Here is a 20,324-nt window from a genome sequence, read left to right as displayed (position 1 = left end):
GCCTTCTTCTCACCTCAGATTCCCAACTGGAGGATTTCTTGGATAAGGCGGAAATCGCTAAGGTACAGAACTACTTGCAGCGGAAATTTAATTGCCCGACGCTGACCGTTCGGGCCCGCCCGAAGAAGACGGATTCCTCCGAGGTCTATCTCGGCGACGAGTTCATCGGCGTCCTGTTCCGCGACGACGAGGACGAGGACCTGTCGTGGACCTTCACCATGTCGATCCTCGAGATCGACGTGGAAGAGTAGGCACCGTGCCGCTTTACGCTCTGGAGGGCGCGCGCCCCGATTTGCCGGGCGAGGGGGACCACTGGGTTGCCCCGACCGCGGTCCTCATCGGCCGCGTTCGGCTCCTCAAGGACGCAAGCGTCTGGTGGGGCGCCGTGCTGCGCGGCGACAACGAGTGGATCGAGATCGGCGAGCGCTCCAACGTCCAGGACGGGTCGGTCTTCCACACCGACATGGACGCTCCGCTGACCATCGGTGCCGACTGCACGATCGGCCACAAGGCGATCCTGCATGGCTGCACGATCGGCGACAATTCGCTGATCGGCATGGGCGCCACCGTGCTCAACCACGCCCGCATCGGGCGCAATTGCATTGTCGGTGCCAATGCCCTCATTCCCGAGGGCAAGGAGATTCCCGACAACTCGCTGGTGGTGGGCATGCCGGGCAAGGTGATCCGCACGCTGGATGCGGAGGCCGAGAAGGCGCTGACCCACAGCGCGGCGCACTATGTCGCCAACTGGAAGCGCTACGCGAGCGGCCTCGAGCTAATCTGAACAGAACCAGTTTCAGTCGTGGGGGAGGGTGTCCGCGTCACGCGGGCGGATCGACCCCACGGCGGTGGTGGTGCGCATGTCCAGCACCCGGACCCAGCCCCGCGGGTCGCCGACCCCCTGCCGCTTGACGTAGTGGTAGGGCGTGTTGATCCACGGCAGGACGACGTTGGTCCGGTTGTCGAGGATGAGATCGCCGCGGTCGGTGCCCACCGACAGGACCGCATGGCCCTCGCCGTGCTCGTCGCGCACCACGGTGATCAGAAGAACGCTCGACGGCCAGCCTTTCTCGATCAGCTCGTGCCGCTTGAGCAGCACATAGTCCTCGCAGTCGCCGGCGGTCTGGGGAAACGTCCAGAACTCCTCGCGCCCGTAGAACGCCTCGTCCGTCGTGGGCTCGATCATCGCGTTGATCCGCCGGTTAACCTCGACGAGCTCCAGCCAGCGCGCGTTGGTCAGCACGACGGCCCGTGACGCAGCCCCCGACTGGCGGCAATCCACCGGAAAGCGCGTGCAGAATTCCACGAAGCCCTCGGGAGCCTCCGTCGGCGAGGTCAGCGGCATGAAACGGTTGGTTTCCGCCGCCACGCCGTTCGCCGACGCCACCATGGCTCCCGCGAGGAGGGTGGTGGCCAGGCTAGGCCAGGCGATCCGGTGCGGTCGTTTCATCGATCAATCCTGGCCTTCTGATGGGAGGCTCGATTGCCGGAGCGGCGACGGTCGCGACCGGATCCCCGTTCGGCCTCGCAATGGCCGTGCAGCTCCGATCATGGCCGGATACTGGCACGCGGCCGCTTGCCGCGCGATGAAACGGACGGCTTGAAATTGATTAGACCCGACACGAGCCCGGCTACCATTGGGTAACGATGCCGGTGGGCCGGTCGAGAGGCTTGCGCCTTGTTCGCGGGTGGTCGCGGCCCTACACCAGAAGGGCGGGGCGCGACCTCCCGGGCAGCGGCGTTGCGGCGGCGGCGCGCATTGTCCCGCGGAGATTTCCCCTGTACCCGTGACGGCCCGGCAACCGATGGTCCACATGCGTTCCGCTTCATGAGCTTTCCCGATCGCCCGCGCGGCGAACCGATGTTCACGATCCCGCAGACGGTCGTCGTGCTCGTGGCGGTCCTGGCAGTCATCCACCTGATCCGCACCCAGCTCCTCTCCTACGAGGGGGATGTGGAGGTGCTGCTTCTGTTCGCCTTCATTCCCGCGCGCTATGCCGGCGACCTGCTGGCGGCGGGTCTGCCGCTCGGCGCCGATGCACCCTTGTGGGCCGTTCTCAATACCGGCGCCTCGCTCTGGACCTTCCTGACCTACGCGTTCCTGCACGGCAATTTCACCCACCTCCTCGTCAACTGCCTGTGGCTCGTCGCCTTCGGAAGCGCGCTCGCCCGCCGCTTCGGCACCGTGCGCTTCCTGGCCTTCTCCGCTGCCGGAGCCGTGGCCGGCGCGGCGATCCATCTGGCGCTTCACTTCGGCGACATGGTGCCCGTCATCGGCGCCTCGGCCGCGATCTCGGCCCAGATGGCCGCCGCAGCCCGCTTCGTCTTCCAGATGGGGGCACCACTCGGCGCGTTCCGCGTCGCCGACGAGCGCGCCTACCGGGTGCCGGCGCTGACGCTCGCCGAGACCGTCCGCAATTCCCGCGCGATGATCTTCCTCGGCGTCTGGTTCGGCATCAACCTGCTGGTCGGGCTGGGGTCATCGTCCATTCTCGGGGAGGGGGGCGTGATCGCCTGGGAGGCCCACATCGGCGGCTTCCTGGCGGGGCTGTTCCTGTTCCCGGTGTTCGACCCGGTCGGCACCGGCCGCTCGCGTCCGTCCGGCGATCCCTGGTCCGCCTGAGACCGGTCGCCGGCCGCGCATCGCGATGCCCCTCTGGGGCCACACTCCGCTGTCTCGATCAATTCCAGCTTGTGCCCCGGCCTGATCGTGCCATCATCCGGGGTTCTGGCCGGCCGTCTTCGCCGGTCTGCGAGCTGAACGGCCGCCATCTCCGGATGGTGGCGGAAACGAGTAGCGAGCACCCCCGGCGCGGCCGGATCGCTTCGGCCGGTTTGGGGGCAGGCTCCAGGGAGGCGACTATGAGCGTGGCATCCATCCTGGCCGACAAGGGCCGTGACATCGTGACCGCCACCGGTGACGAGACCGTCGCCGACATCTGCCGGGTGCTGACGGAGCACCGTATCGGCGCGATCCTCATCACCGGGTCGGACGGCCGCATCGACGGCATCCTCTCCGAGCGCGACATCGTGAAGGCCTGTGCCGCGCACGGTCCGGACGCGCTGAAGTCGAAGGCGGCCGAGCTGATGACCCGCGACGTCATCACCGTCACGCCGGACGATGCCATCGGCACCGTCATGGAGCGCATGACGTCCGGCCGCTTCCGCCACATGCCCGTTCTCAAGGACGGCGCGGTGATCGGCGTGATTTCCATCGGCGACGTGGTGAAGCACCGCATCGCCCAGGCCGAGCGCGAGGCGGAGGAAATGCGGAGCTACATCGCGACGGCGTGAGCATCGCCAGGAAAAGTGGGAACCGGTTTTCCGTCCGGCGTTGCGGCTTAAGGATATCCCTCACGCCGAGTTCGCTTTGCTCACCGGCTCCGGCTGGGTGGCCTTATCCGGCAGCGACGCGCGCTTACCGCAGCGTCTCGATGAGATGCAGGATGTCGTCGAGGCCACGCCGGGTGGCCTCGGCGCCGCGCTCGATGGCCTCGTCGGCCCGGTGGAAGTCGTAGAGGCCGATATCGCCGACGCGCGGTCCCACCGCGTAGTCCGGCGGATCGCCCGCCATGCGGGCCCGCGTCAGCCGGTCCTGCATGATGTTGTAGGACTCCATCATCACACCCATCATCCCCGGCAGGCCGACGTCATCGTCGCCGAACATGCGCAGGCGGAACCGCTCACGCAGCGCCTGGAAGAATCCCGGCTCGTCGTCGGTCTCCCGGGCCGCGTGCGCCGCTGCCGCTTCAGGCAGGGCGTCCACCGGACCCGGCGGCATGGCGTGGACCACCGTCGTGCCGCGCCCGAACACGTCGGAGTGCAGGTTCACCGCGATGACGACGCGCGCCCCCAGTGCCCGGCAGGCCGACACCGGCACCGGATTGACCAGCGCCCCGTCCACCAGCCAGCGGCCGCCGATCTCCACCGGCTGGAACACCCCCGGCAAGGCAAACGAGGCCCTTAGCGCGTCCACCAGGTCGCCGGAGCGCAGCCAGATCTCGTGGCCGGTGCCGAGTTCGGTGGAGACGCACAGAAAGGCCCGCTCCATCTCGTCGATGCGAACGGAGCCGAGATCGCGCTTGAGGAGCCGTACCAGCCGCCGCCCACCCATCAGCCCGGCGCTGCCAAGCATCGGATCGATGAGGCCCAGGACCTTGCGGCGGTTGAGCGAGCGGGCAAAATCCTCGATCTGGTCGAGCTTGCCTTCCAGGTAGGCGGCCCCGACGACGGCGCCGATGGAGGTGCCGGTGACGATATCGGGCCGGATCCCGGCCTCTTCCAGAACCCTGAGTGCGCCAATATGGGCCCAGCCGCGCGCCGCCCCGCCGCCCAGCGCCAGCCCGATCCGCGGCGTGAAGTCCTTCGACCAGACGGGCGCATCGGTGGGAAGGGCGTGCGGGCCGGGCGCGCTTTCGGTGGCTGGCATCGGTCTTCGGTGCTCAGTCCTCGACGAAGGTGACGGTGCCGGCTTGCGCGTCGTCCGGCCCCACGGCTACGCGCCGGTAGAAGCAGGAGACGCGGCCGGTGTGGCAGCTCGCGCCGGAGCCGGCCACGCGCACCCTGATCCAGACGGCGTCCTGATCGCAGTCGACCCGCATTTCCACCACGCTCTGCACGGAGCCGGACGTGTCGCCCTTGCGCCAGGGTTCGCCGCGCGAGCGGCTCCAGTAGTGGGCGATGCCGGTCTCGATGGTCTTCGCCAGCGCATCGGCGTTCATGTAGGCGACCATCAGCGGCAGGCCGGTGTCGGCGTCCGTCACCACGCAGGTGACGAGCCCGTTCGCATCGAAGCGCGGGCGCAACGCAGCGGCCTCGTCCTGCTCCGCCTTGTTTGCCAGCGGCTCGCCGAAATTCGTCTCGCTCATCGCCCGCGCACCATGGTCCAGAACCGCGCCTGTTCGGTCGCGTTGTCCTTGAATGCGCCGGTAAAGCGCGAGGTGATGGTTTGGGCGCCGGCCTTGGCGATGCCGCGCATCGACATGCACAGGTGCTCCGCCTCGATCATGATTGCCACGCCGCCCGTGCCCAGCGCCGATTCCATGGCGTCCGCGATCTGCGCCGTCATGGTTTCCTGCGTCTGCAGGCGCCGTGCGTAGATGTCGACCAGGCGCGCGATCTTGGACAGTCCGACCACCCCGCCTTCCGGGAAATAGGCGACGTGCGCCTTGCCGTAGAAGGGCAGCATGTGGTGCTCGCAGTGGGAATGGAACGCGATGTCCTTGACCAGCACGGGGTCGGCGTAGCCCGCCACGTCCTCGAACACCCGGTCGAGCACGAGTTGCGGGTCGCCGTCGTAGCCGGAAAACAGCTCGGCGTAGGCCCTGGCGACGCGCGCCGGCGTCTCCAGAAGGCCCTCGCGCGCTGGATCGTCGCCGGCCCAGGCGATCAGCGTCTTCACCGCCGCCTCGGCTTCTTCGCGCGACGGGCGAACGGCCTTGTCGCGACGGTCTTCGGTGTCGGCTATTGCGTCCATGTCCAGGCTTTCGAGTGCTTCGGGCGCGTTGGCGTGTGGCCGCTTTTGCGGTCGAATGCGAAGAGGTAGCCGCTGCAGGCCAGCCATGCGACCCCTTCTTTGGAGAATTCGCCTCAAGGACCATATAAGGAACGACACGCCAGACGCCATGCGCGCCCGACTCCAGTGCTTCACGGGACGGTCATGATCGACGACCTCTACAACGAGAAGATCCTCGACTTCGCCGGCAACATTCCGCGGCTCGGCCGCCTGGAGGAGCCGGACGCAACCGCAACCGCTCATTCCCGCCTCTGCGGCTCGACGGTGACGGTGGACCTGAAGATGGAAGACGGCGTGGTCAGCGATTTCGCCCACGACGTGAAGGCCTGCGCGCTTGGCCAGGCCTCGTCATCGGTGATGGCGCGCACGGTGGTCGGCTCCACTCCGCAGGAGCTGCGCGACGTGCGCGACGCCATGCGCCGGATGCTCAAGGAGAACGGCCAGCCGCCGGAGGGTCGCTGGTCCGATCTGCGCTATCTCGAGCCGGTGCGCGCCCACAAGGCCCGCCATGCTTCGACCATGCTGACCTTCGATGCCGTGGTTGATGCGCTCGGCCAGATCGAGGCGCGGACGGGCGAGAAGGCGAGCGCCTGAGGGGCAGCCATGTGCGAGGCGGCCTGCCATCCGGCGAAACACCAGGGTGAGGGCGCGGCCGACGCCGATACCGCCGCCCCGGCGCGCCGGGGCCCCGGGATCTTCATCGGTCGCGGCGCGATCCGGCTCTACCAGCTGACGCTTTCGCCCTTCATCGGTCGCCAGTGTCGCTACCTGCCCACCTGTTCGCACTATGCGGACGAAGCCATCGGCCGGCATGGCTTCTGGGCCGGCGGCTGGATGACACTGGCGCGGCTGTGCCGGTGCCAGCCTTTCGGCGCATCGGGCTTCGATCCCGTCCCGGATCGGGCTGACCACTCGGGCGGTCGCTGGTACCGGCCCTGGGACTATGGCCGCTGGTCGGGCCGTCATATCGATCCGGCAACGCGGCTCGATCGATGAACCGCCGGACTGCGTCGGTGCGGCATCCGGGGTGTTGACCGCGCGCCCGCGCGCCGCCAAAAGCTGTGCCTCGACTGCCCCGGACAGCGGGGCCCATGACAACACGCTTACCTGCGCTCGTTGGCAGTGAGTGAGCAAGGAGAAGACTGATGGTGAATCTCACATTCCCCGATGGATCCGTGCGCGAATTTCAGCCCGGCGTGACCGGTGCGGACGTCGCAGCCTCCATCTCCAAATCCCTGTCCAAGAAGGCGGTAGCGGTCGCCCTCGATGGCGAGCTGGCGGACCTGACCGAGCCGATCGGGTCCGACGCCGGCATCGAGATCGTCACCCGCGACGATCCGCGTGCCCTGGAACTGATCCGCCACGACGCCGCCCACGTGATGGCCGAGGCGGTGCAGGAGCTCTATCCCGGCACCCAGGTGACCATCGGTCCGGTGATCGAAAACGGTTTCTACTACGACTTCGCCCGCAACGAGCCGTTCACCCCGGACGATCTCGCCGGCATCGAGGCGAAGATGAAGGAGATCATCGCGCGCGACGCTCCCTTCACCAGGGAGGTCTGGTCGCGCGACGAGGCCAAGCGCGTCTTCTCCGAGAAGGGCGAGGCCTACAAGGTCGAGCTGGTCGACGCGATCCCGGAGGATCAGGACGTCAAGATCTACAAGCAGGGCGAATGGTTCGATCTCTGCCGCGGTCCGCACATGACCTCCACCGGCAAGGTGGGTGACGCCTTCAAACTGATGAAGGTGGCGGGCGCATATTGGCGCGGCGATTCCAACAACCCGATGCTGACCCGCATCTACGGGACCGCCTGGGCCTCGAAGCAGCAGCTCGCCGCGTACCTCCACATGCTGGAGGAGGCGGAGAAGCGCGACCACCGTCGCCTGGGTCGCGAGATGGATCTGTTCCACTTCCAGGAGGAGGGGCCGGGCGTCGTCTTCTGGCACGCCAAGGGCTGGCGCATGTTCCAGTCTCTGGTGTCCTACATGCGCCGCCGCCTGGAGGGCACCTACGACGAGGTCAACGCGCCGCAGATCCTCGACAAGTCGCTCTGGGAGACCTCGGGCCACTGGGGCTGGTACCAGGAGAACATGTTTGCGGTGAAGTCGGCCCACGCCTTCACCCACCCGGACGACGAGGAGGCGGACCACCGCGTCTTCGCCATCAAGCCGATGAACTGCCCGGGCCACGTGCAGATCTTCAAGCACGGTCTCAAGAGCTATCGCGACCTGCCGATCCGCTACGCCGAGTTCGGCGTCGTGCACCGCTACGAGCCCTCGGGTGCGCTGCACGGGCTGATGCGCGTGCGCGGATTCACCCAGGACGATGCTCACGTCTTCTGCACCGAGGACCAGCTCGCGGCCGAGTGTCTCCGGATCAACGACCTGATCCTGTCGACCTATTCCGATTTCGGATTCGACGAGATCACCGTCAAGCTCTCCACCCGCCCGGAGAAGCGTGTCGGCTCCGACGAGAACTGGGACCATGCCGAAGCCATCATGGCGAAGGTGCTGGAGGAGATCGAGGCACGGTCAGACGGTCGGATCAAGACCGGTATTCTGGAAGGCGAGGGCGCCTTCTATGGCCCGAAGTTCGAGTACACGCTGAAGGATGCCATCGGCCGTGAGTGGCAGTGCGGCACCACCCAGGTGGACTTCAACCTGCCGGAGCGGTTCGGCGCCTTCTACATCGACAAGGATTCGGAGAAGAAGCAGCCGGTGATGATCCACCGGGCCATCTGTGGCTCCATGGAGCGTTTTCTCGGCATCCTGATCGAGAACTTCGCCGGCCACATGCCGCTCTGGTTCGCACCGCTGCAGGTGGTGGTGGCCACGATCACGTCCGACGCCGACGACTATGCCACCCGGGTGGCCGATCGGCTGAAGGCGGCGGGCCTCCAGGTCCAGGCCGATCTGCGCAACGAGAAGATCAACTACAAGGTCCGTGAGCACAGCCACGCCAAGGTGCCGGTGATCCTGGTCGTCGGTCAGCGCGAAGCCGACGAGGGTTCGGTCAACATGCGCCGGCTCGGCTCGCGAGACCAGACGTCCATGAGCCTCGAGCAGGCGGTCGCGGCACTGACCGACGAGGCGACCCCGCCGGACCTGAAGCGGGCTCTGGCGGCCGTCGAAGCCGCCTGAGACACCGACCCGCCGTCAATCGATTGGGCCGCGCTCCGGAAAGGGGCGCGGCCCTTTCTGTCAGGGGCGGCGGTAGCCCGCTTTGCCCCGCCACGGTGCCGGCTGTAGATATCGGCGATGGCCGATCTCGACACCATCCAGGCCTTTGAGGAGCGCAGCTTCAACGCTTGGCCGACCCGGCGCAGCCTGCTTGCGGGCGGTTGGCTCTACCGGCTCGGCGACGGCTACACCAACCGCGCTAACTCCATCAACGCGATTGCGCAGCGACCGTCCTTCGAAGGCGTCCTGCAATTCGCCGAAGCGCTCTACGGAGAGAACCGGCTGCCGCCGGTCTTCCGCCTGTCGCCGCTGGCTCCGCCGCAGGCCGACGCCGCGCTGGAGCACGCCGGCTATACCGCCTACAGCCCGACCGTGGTGATGACCGCGCCCATCGCCACGGTCGCGGCGGCGCCGGACATCTCCATCGAGACGCACCCGTCCGAGGAGTGGCTTGCCGGTTTCGCCCGTCTGACGGGCCTGTCGGAGGGGAATGCTGCCGCCCATGGCTTCATCGTCGGCGCGATCCTGCAGCAGGCGGCGTTCGCGACGGTCCGTCACCAGGGCAAGGAGGTCTGATACGGCCTTGCCGTCACCGAGCGCGGCGCGGTCGGTCTGTTCGATCTCGTGGTAGACGAAAGGCTGAGAGGCAGGGGGCTCGGTCGGACGATGATCGAGGCCCTCGCGGCCTGGGGCGCGGGGCATGGCGCCGAGACCGCCTATCTCCAGGTGGCGGAGGCCAACGCGGCTGCGATCGGGCTCTACGACCGATTGGGCTTCCGGACGCTCTACCGCTACCACTACCGGCTGCCGTCGACCGGGCGCTGCGGACGCCGCGCCTACTCCGGCGAGTGAGCTGCAACGACCTCGACCTCGCGGTCGGAGCCGCTTTCGACCTTGAAGTTGCGGCTGTAGATCTGGTCGCGGTTCTTGGCCACCACCGAATAGTCGCCGGCCGCCAGAACGAAGCTCGGGAATGCGCCGACGCTTTCCACCACGACATCGCCGCCGGGCGTGTAGACGGTCCAGGCGGTGTCGGCGAGCGCCTCGCCGCCGGTTTCCGCGACCAGCTTGAGCGTCACGGACGCCGCCCGGTGTCGCATTGTCGCCTCGACCACCTTGCCCGGCTTCACCTCCAGATCGGCCCGCCGAACCGCGTTCACCGCGCCGTAGTGGCTGACCACATGGTAGGTGCCGATGGGGAGAGGGACGACCTCGTTGGGCGAGGCGTCGGCAATCAGCCGGCGGCCGTCGGGAAATCCGTCGTTCGCCTGGTAGATGGCGAAGGTCAGTGGCTCCCTCGGTGTCTGGTCGTCGGAACCGATGACTGCGTCGAGCTTGAGACCGCCGGCGTTCAGCACGAAGGTTTCGGTCTGCACGTCGCGGAAGAGGTCGATGCGCTTGCTGGCGGTCGCCCGACCGAAGGCGGCATGGATGAGGTAGCGCCCCGGCTTGAGGCGGAACTCCGCGTCGCCGCCTTCGCGCTCGGTGACGAGCGGAAGCCGGCCATCGTCCTGCGGCGTCGCGGCGAACACCCGCCAGTGCACGCCCTGGTCCAGCGGTCGGCCTTCGTCGACCAGCTTCGCAACGAGGTAGAGCGCGATTTCCTTGTCGGACGGTGTCCCGGTGTCGAAGTCGGACGGAGACGCGTACTGCGACAGCGGCGAGGTGAAGGCCGGACCGGCGAGTGTCGGGAAGTTGGAGACGGTGGAAAAGTCCGGCACGTCCCGGTCGATCGTCACGGTGGGATCGGGCTTGGCGCGGGGGATCGGGACGTCGGCCGCGACGGCATGGCCGGCCAGCGACAGGGCGAATGCCCCGGCTGCCAAGATCCGTCCGATCGCCGTCCACTTCATTCCGTCCGTATCCCTTTGCTTGCGTCGGCGCTGCCCGGTCCGCAATCCCTGCCGCGGCGCGCGCGACTTTGCGCCTCGCGCACATGCCTTTAGATGCTGAATACGATGTCGATATCATGGCCACAAGGCCTTCCGCCTTCCGGTCGCCCCGATCGGTCGCTAGGCGGCGGGCCAGGTCACCTCCACTGAATCGCAAGGACACTCCCATCCGATGACGGATCTTCTTGAGCATCTGCGCACCCGCCGCTCCGTTCCGGCCGCCGGCATGACCGGCCCCGGGCCCGACGCGGAAACGCTGCGGGACATGCTGACGATCGCGGCACGCGTCCCCGATCACGGCAAGCTGGCGCCCTGGCGTTTCATCGTGTTCGAGGGCGAATCGCGCACCGCTTTCGGCGCGGCGCTGGCGAAGCTGGTGAAACGCCGCAATCCGGACATCGACGAGGAACGACTGGAAGCCGAGCGGCGACGGTTCGACCGGGCGCCGCTCGTCGTCGGCGTGGTGAGCTGCGCCAGCGCCCATCCGAAGATTCCGGAGTGGGAGCAGATCCTGTCGGCCGGGGCGGTCTGCATGAACCTCATCCATGCCGCCTACGGCCACGGTTTCGCGGCGCAGTGGATCAGCGAGTGGTACGCGTTCGATCCCGAGGCGCTGGAGCTCCTCGGCCTGGAAACCAGCGAGCAGGTTGCGGGCTTCGTCCACATCGGCACCGCAGAGGGCGTGCCGTCCGATCGGCCGCGGCCGACGCTCGAGGCGATCACCAGCCACTGGGAGCCGAAGGCGTAGCAGGCCTTCAGCCCTTCGGGCCGACCGTCCGGTCTGCCCGGGCAAGGAGCCGGGTCGCCCTGAGCAGGTGGGGGCGATCCACCATCCGGCCGTCCAGCGCCACGACACCCGCATTCGGGTCGGCTTCGAACGCCGCCACGATGCGGCGTGCCTCGGCCACGGCATCCGCGGAGGGCGTGAAGGCGGCGTTGATCACCGGCACCTGGTCCGGGTGGATGGCGAGCTTGCCGGTGAAGCCGTCGCGGGCGGCGGACTCCGCTTCGGCCCGAAGCCTGTCGAGGTCGCGGTAATCGGTGAACACCGTATCGACGGGCTGGACACCGGCTGCCACCGCCCCGGCAAGGCACAGCGACCGGGCGAGCTGGAACGGGTCGGTGAGACTGCCATCCTCCCCGCGGTTCGATGCTGCGCCGAGATCGGCGGCGAGATCCTCGCCGCCCCACGCAAGCGCCTCCAGCCTCGGGCTCGCGCCGCGGTAAGACGCCAGCCCGAACAGGGCCTCTGTGCTCTCCGTCGCGATGGCCGCGACCCGGATGGAGAGGTCGGGCAGGCCGGCCTCCGCCTCGCACACGGCGAGCATGGCATCGAGGCGGGCGATGTCGCGACCGTCGCGCGACTTGGGCAGCAGGATGCCGGCGAGGCCGGGCCGGACGACGGCGTCGAGATCGGCCCGCGCAAGGCCGCTGTCCTGCGCATTGATGCGCACGAATAGCGCAGATCTGCGCAGATCTGCGCACGACGATTCGATGAAATCGCGCACGCGATCGCGCGCAGCCTCCTTGGCCGGCAGCGCAACGGAATCCTCAAGATCCAGGATCACGACATCCGCACCGGCATCGACCGCGCGGGCGAGTTTGCGGTCGCTGTCACCGGGGACGAACAGCCAGGATCGCATTGCGTGCTTCTCCGCCGCAGGCCGTCCGCCTCAGTAGCGGAACTGCTCGGTGAGGATCCGCTCGTCCCAGCTGTGATCCGGGTCGAACATGACGAGACTGCGCGACTTGCGGTCCTCCGCCACTTCGACCTGGACGACCGAACGGATCTCGACATGATCGGCCGCCGCCGCTACCGGCCGCTTGGCGGCCTCGCAGATGTCGAGGCGCACCGTCACATGGTTGGGCAGCAATGCACCGCGCCAGTTGCGCGGCCGGAACGCGCTGATCGGGGTCAGCGCCAGGAGCGGCGCGTAGATCGGCAGGATCGGGCCGTGAGCGGAGAGATTGTAGGCGGTCGAGCCGGCCGGCGTGGACACCAGAATGCCGTCGCAGACCAGTTCCTCAAGCCGTTCGCGGCCGTCGATCGAGATCCTGAGCTTCGCTGCCTGGTGCGTCTGCCGCAGCAGCGAGACCTCGTTGATGGCCCGGGCCGTATGCTCGCTGCCGTGCACGTCCCTGGCCGTCATGAGGAGCGGACGAATCGCGGTGGTGACGGCCTTGTCGATCCGCTCCTGCAGGTCCTCCACCCGAAACTCGTTCATCAAAAAGCCGACGGAGCCACGGTTCATCCCGTAGATCGGCTTCCCCGTGTTCATGAACCGGTGCAACGTAGAGAGCATCAATCCGTCACCGCCGAGCGCGACGATGACGTCGGCTTCCTCGGCCGGAATGTCGCCGTAGACCGCAACCAGCTCGTCGCGGGCGCCTTCGGCCTCCTCGGAGGGGCTCGCGACGAAGGCGATCGAAACAGGGGTGGTGGAACTTATCATTGGCTCGATCCGGCCGCGCACCCGTGACCGCCCGGCGGCCCGATCGTCGGCGTGGTTTCGGAAATCACGCTAGTGATTTGAAACGCCTTAGGTTTTCACTTGGTCGGCCAAGGCCGTGCGAGGCAAACTGATCTAGCACGGTGGCCCGGATGTGCCAACGCCGGAGCGGGCGCGGAGATCGTTTTCTCCGGCTTGAAGAGGGGTTGGCTTCCCTCGGCGATCGCGGTTCGATGCGCGCCGGAACACGCCAGTCACGCAAGCAGGAGCCGACATGACCGACGACGAACTGACACTGGTCTACGCGACCTTCCCGGACATCGGCGTCGCGGAATCCGTTGCAGGCATGCTGGTCGAGCGCGAACTCGTTGCCTGTGCCAACATCCTGCCGAACATGATTTCGATCTACCGCTGGAAAGGCCGGATCGAGCAGGACACCGAAGTGTCCATGATCGCCAAGACCCGGACGGCCCTTGTGGCCGATGTCACGGCGGCGATTGTCGAGGCGCATCCCTACGATACGCCGGCCGTTGTCGCGGTTCCCGTCACCGGAGGCTCGGAGCCGTTCCTGGCGTGGATTCGCAGCGAGACCGGCGGGTCCTGAGTGGGAACCGGTTCAGGCGATGCCGGTGGTCGATCCGGCAAGCAGCCGTTCGGCACGGGCGAGGTCGTCCGGCGTGTTGATGTTGAGAAGCGGATCGATTTCGTTCGCGCCGAGACGGACCGGTTCGAACACCGTGTGCCGCGCGTCGTGCCGCTCAAGCCAGGCCATCATCGAACGCCGCTGGTCGCCGACAAGCTCCGCTTCCGCGTCCTCCAGCAGATCGACGCTGAAGCGCCCGGCAACGGGATGAACCCGGTCCCCTGTCCGGGCCACCGACACGACCGCACCTTTCACCGTGGCGAGACGCGAGACGAAATCGACAGGCAGAAAGGGCGTGTCGACCGGGGCGACAATCACGTGCTTCTCGCCGAGGTCGCGCGCCCATGCGAGAGCGGCTGCAATGCCCGCGAGCGGTCCCGGATAGCCGGCTGCACGATCCGGGATGACCGGCAATCCGAAATGCGCGAACCGTGAGTCGCCCGCCGGAGCGTTGATCGCCAGCAGCCCGACCTGTGGCCCGAGCCGATCGATGACGTGCGCCAGGAGGGGACGGCCGCCAAGCGTCCGGAAGCCCTTGTCTCCGCCGATCCGGCTCCCACGTCCTCCGCAGAGAATGACGGCTGGCTCTAAACGGATTGCGGTCTCCACCACGACACCCATGGCCCCTGTTGCGATCCCAGCTAGCGGTGGAACCGGTTTCCTCCTCGTCCATAAAGGGACTAGGGTCCGGGCGCTTACGGGCTCCACACAAGATCAGGAAGACGGAAATGGCAACGCCCACGAAGGAAATGGTCCGCGACGAGCTGGCGCGCGTGCCGGGACCGGACGGGACCGGGGACCTCGTGTCGCTGAACCTGGTGTCAGAGATCTACGCGTCTGATGGGCGTGTCGCCTTTTCCATTACGGTACCAGCCGATCGGGCGCATGCGCTGGAGCCCATGCGCAAACGAGCCGAAGAGGCCGTGCGCGCGATACCCGGTGTGGAGCGGGTCATGGTGGCGCTGACGGCGGAAAAGACGCCGGGCGAGGCCTCTGCGGGCGCCGCGCCGCCCCGCAAGGCTTCGCCGCAGCAGCAACCGGGACGCGCCGCGCCGCCACAGGGCGGGCGCTCGGGACCACTTCCGGGCATTGGTGCGGTCGTGGCGGTTGCGTCGGGCAAGGGCGGCGTGGGCAAATCGACGACGGCAGCGAATCTGGCCTTCGCGCTGGCCCGCCTGGGGCTTTCCGTCGGCATCCTGGACGCGGACATCTACGGACCATCGATGCCCCGTCTATTGGGGCTTTCCCAAAAGCCGGAGACCGTGGGCGGCAATCAGATCCGGCCGCTGGAGGCGCATGGGGTAAAGGTGATGTCGATCGGCTTCCTGGTCGATCCGGAAGCACCGATGATCTGGCGCGGACCGATGGTCGTGTCGGCGCTGACCCAGATGCTGCGCGACGTGGCGTGGGGCGCGCTGGATGTACTGGTGGTCGATATGCCGCCGGGGACCGGCGACACCCAGCTGACACTGGCCCAGAACGTGCCGCTCGCAGGTGCTGTCATCGTCTCGACGCCACAGGACCTGGCGCTGATCGATGCGCGCAAGGGCCTTGCCATGTTCCAGAAGGTCGACGTCCCGATCCTGGGCATCGTCGAAAACATGAGCCACTTCGTCTGTCCGCATTGCGGCGAGCGGTCTGACGTGTTCGGAACCGGCGGCGCGCGACAGGAAGCCGAGCGGCTGGGCGCGCCGTTCCTCGGCGAGATCCCGCTGCACATGGCGATCCGCGAACGCTCCGACGGCGGCACGCCGATCGTCGTCGCCGACCCCGACAGCCCGCAGGCGCGCGGCTACTTCACGGTGGCCGAGGGGGTAATGGACGGGCTCGGACAGGCCGCAGCCGCCGCGCGCGCGCAGCCGTCCATCGTGATCGAGGACTAGGCTCGGGGCGCGATCGCTACCGGAGCAGGCGGGCGTTGGCGAAGAAGCCGACCAGCATGGCCGACGCGCCGCCGGCGATCATCGGAATGAACATCGGCCACGGCGTCTCCGACAGGGAGGGGGTGTCGAACAGGCGGCCGACGATGACAGTGGCGATGGCACCGCCGCCCACCTGCAGCGCTCCCGCCACACCGGACGCGGCACCGGCCAGGTCCGGATCGACGCTCACCGCGCCGGCGATAGCGTTCGGCAGCGCGAAGCCGTTGCCGATGCCAGTGAACACCATCGGGCCGAACAGTGCGATCGGATGGTTGAACCCGGCAAGGTAGAGCCCGACGGCCAGGAAGATCCCGAAGAGTGTCAGCCCGTTCCCGAGGGTAATCATGCGGCCGATGCCGATGGCCGCTCCGAACCGGCCGGTGACGAAGTTGCCGAAGATGTATCCGAGCACCATGGGCATCAGATAGAAGCCGAATGCGCCCGGACTTATGCCCAGCACCTTGATGCCGACATAGGGGCCGCCGGCCACCATGGCGAAAAACATGCTCGACAGGAGCATCAGCGTGCCGGCGAACACCCAGAAGGACCGCAGCGTCAGGAGCCGGCCGCTGCTCGACAGCCAGGCCCGGAACGAAGACGCCGCGGCGGACTCGGGCCTCGTTTCGCCCAGGGCCAACACCGCGTAGAGCATCACCAGTCCACCGAAGGCCGTCATCAGCTCGAAGCTCGCGCGCCAGCCATACGCCTGATCGAGGAGCCCGCCGATGGCCGGTGCGATCACCGGTGCGGTGGCCATGCCCATGTTGAGATAGCCGATGCGTCCGGCCGACGACTTGGCAGCGGAGGTGTCGCGCACGATAGCCCGGGCGAGGGACAGTCCGGCGCAGGCGCCGAAGGCCTGCAGCATCCGAGCGGCCAGCAGCATTTCGATGGTGGTCGCCATGGCGCAGGCGATGCTGCCCACGACGAAAAGGGCCAAGCCGGTAAGCAGCACCGGCCGCCGGCCGAAACGGTCGGACAGCGGCCCCATGATGATCTGACCGATGGCGGTGGCGATCAGATAGACGGTGATGGTGAGCTGGACGCTGGTGGCGTCGGTGGACAGTGCGCGCTCCATCCCCGGCAGGGAAGGAACGTACATGTTGATCGCCACCGGCTGCAGCATCGAGACCGCGATCAGCACTGTCAGAGCCGGCGGTCGCGACCGGATGTGGGCGGTCTTGCGAAGGATCATGGCTTTGGCTTTGGCAGGGTGGAAGCCGGTCTGGCAAGCGAATTTCTCGAGCCGGATGAACGCCGGAGGGCGCCCAATGATGCTGCGTCGCGGCAGGTGACTGATCTTTACAGTCTTTTCGCCGCAGACGTTGTTGATCGTGTGTGAGGCAGTGGCGAGCCTTTGTCATCGGAGCATCGTCCGAGTCGCCTATGAGGGCTGGGCTGGCGGAACACCGCCCGGTCGGATCAGGAACGATGGACAGCGTGCGACAGGACAGGGCGACGCGGAGCGCCGAGGGGGACCTCAACACTTCGCCGGAGCGGCAGGCCTGGTCACGCCGCCACATCGATAGGGCCACATCGGACCTGTTGGCCCGCGACGCGGCCGTGTTCCTTCATCAGAGCCTGTCCACGCCCTGCCTCAACGTCGTCGAGCGTGCCGAGGGGGCGTGGCTGGTCGACGATGCGGGGCGACGTATCCTCGATCTCCATGGCAACGCGGTGCACCAGGTTGGGTACGGACATCCGGCCGTGGTTGCCGCAATCACGGAGGCGATGCGGCGGCTGCCATTCTCGCCGCGGCGCTACACCAACCGGATCGCGGTGGAGTTCGCCGAGGCGCTGGTGGCGAGCGCCCCGGAAGGCCTCTCCAAGATCCTGTTCGCGCCCAGCGGGTCGGCCGCAATCGGAATGGCGCTGAAGCTCGCCAGGAAAGTCACGGGCCGGCACAAAACCCTGTCCATGTGGGACGCGTTTCACGGTGCCAATCTCGATGCCATCTCGGTGGGCGGAGAGGCGCTTTTCCGGCGCGACGCGGGGCCACTTCTGCCGGGGACGGAACACGTGCCGCCGCTGGGGCTCGCCAGGCGCTTCTTCGGCGAGGACGGCCATGCCCAGGATCGCCTGGCCGACTATATCGACTACGTTCTGGAGGTTCAGGGCGACGTGGCGGCGGTCGTCGCCGAACCGATGCGCTGGACCACGATCGAGCCGCCCGAACCCGGCTTCTGGCCGCGGGTGCGAGACGCGTGCGACCGGCATGGCGCTCTGCTGATCTTCGACGAGATCCCGAGCTGCCTCGGCCGGACAGGCACGCTCTTCTTCTGCGAACAGGTGGGAGCAGTGCCGGACATGCTGGTCCTCGGCAAGGGGCTGGGAGGCGGGATCATGCCGCTGGCGGCCCTGCTTGCCCGAGGCGAGCTTGACGTCGCCGGCGCCGGCGCCATCGGGCACTACACTCATGAGAAGAGCCCGGTCGCCTGTGCCGCCGGCCATGCCACGCTTCGCGTCATTGAGGACGGCGGCCTGGTGGCCCGTACCGCCCGCCTCGGAAACGACGCGCTCGAACGCCTTGGCGACAGTCTCGGAGGGCTGGAGCCGGTTGTGGAGGTGCGGGGGCGTGGTCTGGCGATCGCGGTGGAGGTTGATAGCGCCGCACGGGCGGAACGCATCCTCTACGCGGCGCTGGACGCCGGTGTCAGCTTCAAGGTGGGCGGTGGCAAGGGGCTTGTGCTGACACCGCCGCTGACCATCACGGAGGATGACCTGGCCTTCGGCCTCGAAGTGATCGAGGACGCCGTGCGCACCGCCTGACGTCGGGGCGGTCTCAGCCGCCGGTCACCGACATGTGCCGGGTGAGGGCTGGCGCCTGTCCCCGGCGGTCGATGATGAAATCATGCCCCTTGGGCTTGCGCGCGATGGCACGGTCGATCTCCTCGTGCAGGAGGTCGTCGGCTTCCGACGCCCGCAGCGGCGCACGCAGGTCCGCGGCATCCTCCTGGCCGAGGCACATGTAGAGCGTGCCGGTGCAGGTGAGGCGGACGCGGTTGCACGATTCGCAGAAATTATGGGTGAGCGGCGTGATGAAGCCGAGGCGCCCGCCGGTCTCGCGCACCCGGACATAGCGGGCCGGGCCGCCTGTCCGGTCGGGCAGGGGCTCCAGGGTGTAGGTCTCCTCCAGGCGCCGCCGCACCTCGGAGAGCGCCAGGAACTGGTCGGTGCGGTCGCCCTCGATGTCGCCGAGCGGCATGGTCTCGATGAGGGTCAGATCGTGACCGCGCTCATGACAGAAGCGCATCATCGGCTCGATCTCTTCGGCGTTGACGTCGCGCAGGGCCACCATGTTGATCTTGACGTTCAGACCAGCTTCCTCGGCCGCGCGCAGGCCGTCCATCACCTTGCCCAGATCGCCCCAGCGGGTGATCGACTTGAACCGGTCCGGGTCGAGCGTGTCGAGCGAAATGTTCACCCGGCGCACCCCGGCGGCGCGTAGCTCGTCGGCGAAGCGCGACAGCTGCGATCCATTGGTGGTCAGGGTGATCTCTTCCAGCGTTCCGGCATCCAGGTGGCGCGACAGCGACCGAACGAGGTCCATCAGGTTGCGCCGAACGAGCGGTTCGCCGCCGGTGAGACGGAGCTTGCGGACGCCGCGTGCGACGAAGGCGGAGCACAGCCGATCGAGTTCCTCCAGCGTGAGCAGGTCGCGCTTGGGCAGGAACGTCATGTTCTCGGCCATGCAATAAACGCAGCGGAAGTCGCAGCGGTCGGTGACGGAGATGCGCAGATAGGTGATCTCGCGGCCGAACGGATCGACGAGCTGCGGGCGTGCCTGCGTCGCGGAGAAATGGGGGGACGGAGTGCCCATGCCGTGCGCGCCTTTCCTCAACCCTTGTTGCTTTCCGGTCGCTTGCGACCGGTGACGGGCGCCGGGGACTTTCGCCCGGTTGTGCCGACCGCCATATACGAGCGAATATGACGGTCTGTATCGGTGCCGACAAGGGCCGGATGCGACAGGGCCGGACGCAGCCAGACGAATCGGGGGTGCCAGATGAACGACGACGCGGCGGCGTGGCCGACGGAAATCCGCCTGAAGAGCGGCCGCCAGGTTCTGGTCGTGACCTGGAACGACGGGGCGGAAAGCGCCCTCGATGCGGAGTATCTGCGGGTGCAGTCTCCATCGGCCGAAGTGAAGGGGCACACGCCGGCGGACCGGAAGACCGTGGGCGGCAAGCGGTCCGTGACGCTCACCGGCGTCGAGCCGGTGGGCAACTACGCGGTGCGCCTGACCTTCGACGACGGTCACTCGACCGGGATCTACACCTATCGCTATCTCAAGTCGCTGGATGCCGATCGGGAGCGAATCTGGGCGGACTATCTCGGCGAGCTGGAGGCCAAAGGCCTGTCGCGCGACCGGCCCGGCCAGGCCTGAGGCGGCGAGGGCAGGCGGGGCCTCTCCTGCTGCCGGACCGCCGGCGGATCCGTGGCTCATCCACAGGAGACGGCAAAAAAATGCGCAAAGCCGGTTTCCAACGATGCGGACTTGTTTTAGGAACGCGACCTCGTTACATCCGGCGTGCGACGCACAACGGCCGACACGGTTCGGCCAGGCGACGCTCCTCCGGTGGGGGATAGTTTAACGGTAGAACAGCGGACTCTGACTCCGTTAGTCCAGGTTCGAATCCTGGTCCCCCAGCCACCTTTCTAGCCGAATGACCCCGCCGCACGGCGCCCAGCGGTCTGGCATGTGTCTTAGAGACACCTTTCCCCG

22 protein-coding genes, 1 tRNA gene and 1 pseudogene are annotated in these 20,324 nt (G+C 67.5%); 14 read left to right on the top strand and 10 right to left on the bottom strand.

From position 1 onward, the window contains the following. Nucleotides 1–38 precede the first annotated feature (38 nt). On the top strand, nt 39–251 hold the full coding sequence (locus tag C507_RS0102575; RefSeq protein ID WP_026318788.1) for a DUF3126 family protein: 213 nt from the start codon (nt 39–41) through the stop codon (nt 249–251). Between the two features lie 5 nt (nt 252–256). After that, the gene (locus tag C507_RS0102570; RefSeq protein ID WP_018698092.1) at nt 257–784 is read left to right on the top strand and encodes a gamma carbonic anhydrase family protein; all 528 of its coding nucleotides are present in this window, start codon (nt 257–259) and stop codon (nt 782–784) included. A gap of 12 nt (nt 785–796) precedes the next feature. On the opposite strand, the gene C507_RS20180 is transcribed toward C507_RS0102570, so the two are convergent. Then, entirely contained in the window at nt 797–1,450 is a 654-nt protein-coding gene (locus tag C507_RS20180; protein ID WP_018698091.1) for a transglutaminase-like cysteine peptidase, read from the bottom strand. A 378-nt stretch (nt 1,451–1,828) separates the two neighbouring features. Between C507_RS20180 and C507_RS0102560 the strand changes: the two genes are divergently transcribed. Together C507_RS0102560 and C507_RS0102555 are read left to right on the top strand one after the other, a co-directional pair. Next, nucleotides 1,829–2,623, top strand: coding sequence for a rhomboid family intramembrane serine protease (locus tag C507_RS0102560; protein WP_018698090.1), 795 nt, complete (start codon nt 1,829–1,831; stop codon nt 2,621–2,623). Nucleotides 2,624–2,862: 239 nt separating this feature from the next. Then, nucleotides 2,863–3,294, top strand: coding sequence for a CBS domain-containing protein (locus C507_RS0102555; RefSeq protein ID WP_018698089.1), 432 nt, complete (start codon nt 2,863–2,865; stop codon nt 3,292–3,294). A gap of 124 nt (nt 3,295–3,418) precedes the next feature. Here the strand turns inward: C507_RS0102555 and C507_RS0102550 are convergent, their stop codons facing one another. The 3 genes from C507_RS0102550 to folE are packed head-to-tail and all read right to left on the bottom strand — an operon-like array spanning nt 3,419 to nt 5,476. Next, complete coding sequence (locus C507_RS0102550) at nt 3,419–4,429, bottom strand: patatin-like phospholipase family protein (RefSeq protein WP_018698088.1); 1,011 nt, start codon at nt 4,427–4,429, stop codon at nt 3,419–3,421. 13 nt (nt 4,430–4,442) lie between these two features. Next, complete coding sequence (gene hisI, locus C507_RS0102545; protein ID WP_018698087.1) at nt 4,443–4,868, bottom strand: phosphoribosyl-AMP cyclohydrolase; 426 nt, start codon at nt 4,866–4,868, stop codon at nt 4,443–4,445. Continuing rightward, nucleotides 4,865–5,476 carry a GTP cyclohydrolase I FolE gene (folE, locus tag C507_RS0102540; RefSeq protein WP_018698086.1) on the bottom strand — a complete coding sequence of 204 codons (612 nt, stop codon included), beginning with the start codon at nt 5,474–5,476 and terminating at the stop codon, nt 4,865–4,867. Before folE ends, hisI begins: the two co-directional genes overlap by 4 nt. A 183-nt stretch (nt 5,477–5,659) precedes the next feature. Here folE and C507_RS0102535 point away from each other — a divergent pair, with 183 nt between their 5' ends. From C507_RS0102535 to C507_RS23645, 4 genes and pseudogenes are all read left to right on the top strand, one after another. Beyond that, the gene (locus C507_RS0102535; RefSeq protein ID WP_026318787.1) at nt 5,660–6,109 is read left to right on the top strand and encodes an iron-sulfur cluster assembly scaffold protein; all 450 of its coding nucleotides are present in this window, start codon (nt 5,660–5,662) and stop codon (nt 6,107–6,109) included. Between the two features lie 9 nt (nt 6,110–6,118). After that, entirely contained in the window at nt 6,119–6,511 is a 393-nt protein-coding gene (yidD, locus tag C507_RS0102530; RefSeq protein WP_018698084.1) for a membrane protein insertion efficiency factor YidD, read from the top strand. 149 nt (nt 6,512–6,660) lie between these two features. After that, nucleotides 6,661–8,655 (top strand): threonine--tRNA ligase, encoded by a 1,995-nt coding sequence (gene thrS / locus C507_RS0102525; protein ID WP_018698083.1) that lies wholly within the window; start codon nt 6,661–6,663, stop codon nt 8,653–8,655. Nucleotides 8,656–8,772: 117 nt separating this feature from the next. Next, a pseudogene (locus tag C507_RS23645) lies at nt 8,773–9,546 on the top strand (GNAT family N-acetyltransferase). Here the strand turns inward: C507_RS23645 and C507_RS0102515 are convergent. Next, nucleotides 9,531–10,547 carry a hypothetical protein gene (locus tag C507_RS0102515; protein WP_018698080.1) on the bottom strand — a complete coding sequence of 339 codons (1,017 nt, stop codon included), beginning with the start codon at nt 10,545–10,547 and terminating at the stop codon, nt 9,531–9,533. The pseudogene C507_RS23645 and the gene C507_RS0102515 overlap by 16 nt on opposite strands. Before the next feature lie 211 nt (nt 10,548–10,758). Between C507_RS0102515 and C507_RS0102510 the strand changes: the two genes are divergently transcribed. Beyond that, on the top strand, nt 10,759–11,334 hold the full coding sequence (locus tag C507_RS0102510; protein ID WP_018698079.1) for a nitroreductase family protein: 576 nt from the start codon (nt 10,759–10,761) through the stop codon (nt 11,332–11,334). Between the two features lie 7 nt (nt 11,335–11,341). Here the strand turns inward: C507_RS0102510 and C507_RS0102505 are convergent, their stop codons facing one another. Further along, nucleotides 11,342–12,229, bottom strand: coding sequence for an HpcH/HpaI aldolase/citrate lyase family protein (locus C507_RS0102505; RefSeq protein WP_018698078.1), 888 nt, complete (start codon nt 12,227–12,229; stop codon nt 11,342–11,344). 30 nt (nt 12,230–12,259) lie between these two features. Further along, nucleotides 12,260–13,039: an NAD kinase gene (locus tag C507_RS0102500; protein ID WP_018698077.1), complete on the bottom strand. Its 780-nt coding sequence runs from the start codon at nt 13,037–13,039 to the stop codon at nt 12,260–12,262. 271 nt (nt 13,040–13,310) lie between these two features. Between C507_RS0102500 and cutA the strand changes: the two genes are divergently transcribed. Then, complete coding sequence (gene cutA / locus C507_RS0102495) at nt 13,311–13,640, top strand: divalent-cation tolerance protein CutA (protein WP_018698076.1); 330 nt, start codon at nt 13,311–13,313, stop codon at nt 13,638–13,640. A gap of 12 nt (nt 13,641–13,652) precedes the next feature. On the opposite strand, the gene mobA is transcribed toward cutA, so the two are convergent. Continuing rightward, nucleotides 13,653–14,300, bottom strand: a complete 648-nt coding sequence (gene mobA / locus C507_RS0102490) for a molybdenum cofactor guanylyltransferase MobA (protein WP_018698075.1) — start codon at nt 14,298–14,300, stop codon at nt 13,653–13,655. Nucleotides 14,301–14,407: 107 nt separating this feature from the next. On the opposite strand from mobA, the gene C507_RS0102485 reads away from it, so the two are divergent. Next, nucleotides 14,408–15,562 (top strand): Mrp/NBP35 family ATP-binding protein, encoded by a 1,155-nt coding sequence (locus C507_RS0102485; protein WP_018698074.1) that lies wholly within the window; start codon nt 14,408–14,410, stop codon nt 15,560–15,562. 16 nt (nt 15,563–15,578) lie between these two features. On the opposite strand, the gene C507_RS20170 is transcribed toward C507_RS0102485, so the two are convergent. Next, nucleotides 15,579–16,796, bottom strand: coding sequence for a multidrug effflux MFS transporter (locus C507_RS20170; protein ID WP_018698073.1), 1,218 nt, complete (start codon nt 16,794–16,796; stop codon nt 15,579–15,581). A gap of 236 nt (nt 16,797–17,032) precedes the next feature. Here C507_RS20170 and pbfA point away from each other — a divergent pair, with 236 nt between their 5' ends. Continuing rightward, nucleotides 17,033–18,370 (top strand): (R)-1-hydroxy-2-aminoethylphosphonate ammonia-lyase, encoded by a 1,338-nt coding sequence (gene pbfA, locus C507_RS0102475; protein ID WP_018698072.1) that lies wholly within the window; start codon nt 17,033–17,035, stop codon nt 18,368–18,370. A gap of 13 nt (nt 18,371–18,383) precedes the next feature. Here the strand turns inward: pbfA and moaA are convergent, their stop codons facing one another. Then, the gene (gene moaA / locus C507_RS0102470; protein WP_018698071.1) at nt 18,384–19,421 is read right to left on the bottom strand and encodes a GTP 3',8-cyclase MoaA; all 1,038 of its coding nucleotides are present in this window, start codon (nt 19,419–19,421) and stop codon (nt 18,384–18,386) included. Between the two features lie 183 nt (nt 19,422–19,604). Here moaA and C507_RS0102465 point away from each other — a divergent pair, with 183 nt between their 5' ends. Both C507_RS0102465 and C507_RS0102460 read left to right on the top strand, forming a co-directional pair. Continuing rightward, nucleotides 19,605–19,985 (top strand): gamma-butyrobetaine hydroxylase family protein, encoded by a 381-nt coding sequence (locus C507_RS0102465; RefSeq protein WP_018698070.1) that lies wholly within the window; start codon nt 19,605–19,607, stop codon nt 19,983–19,985. A 193-nt stretch (nt 19,986–20,178) separates the two neighbouring features. Beyond that, nucleotides 20,179–20,252 (top strand) — tRNA-Gln (locus tag C507_RS0102460). Nucleotides 20,253–20,324: the final 72 nt, after the last annotated feature.

It is taken from the genome of Amorphus coralli DSM 19760, from assembly GCF_000374525.1.
GTDB classification, from domain to species: Bacteria; Pseudomonadota; Alphaproteobacteria; order Rhizobiales; family Amorphaceae; genus Amorphus; species Amorphus coralli.
The sequence above is the reverse complement of the archived record's forward strand: the minus strand, read 5'-3'. Positions and strand labels throughout refer to the sequence as shown.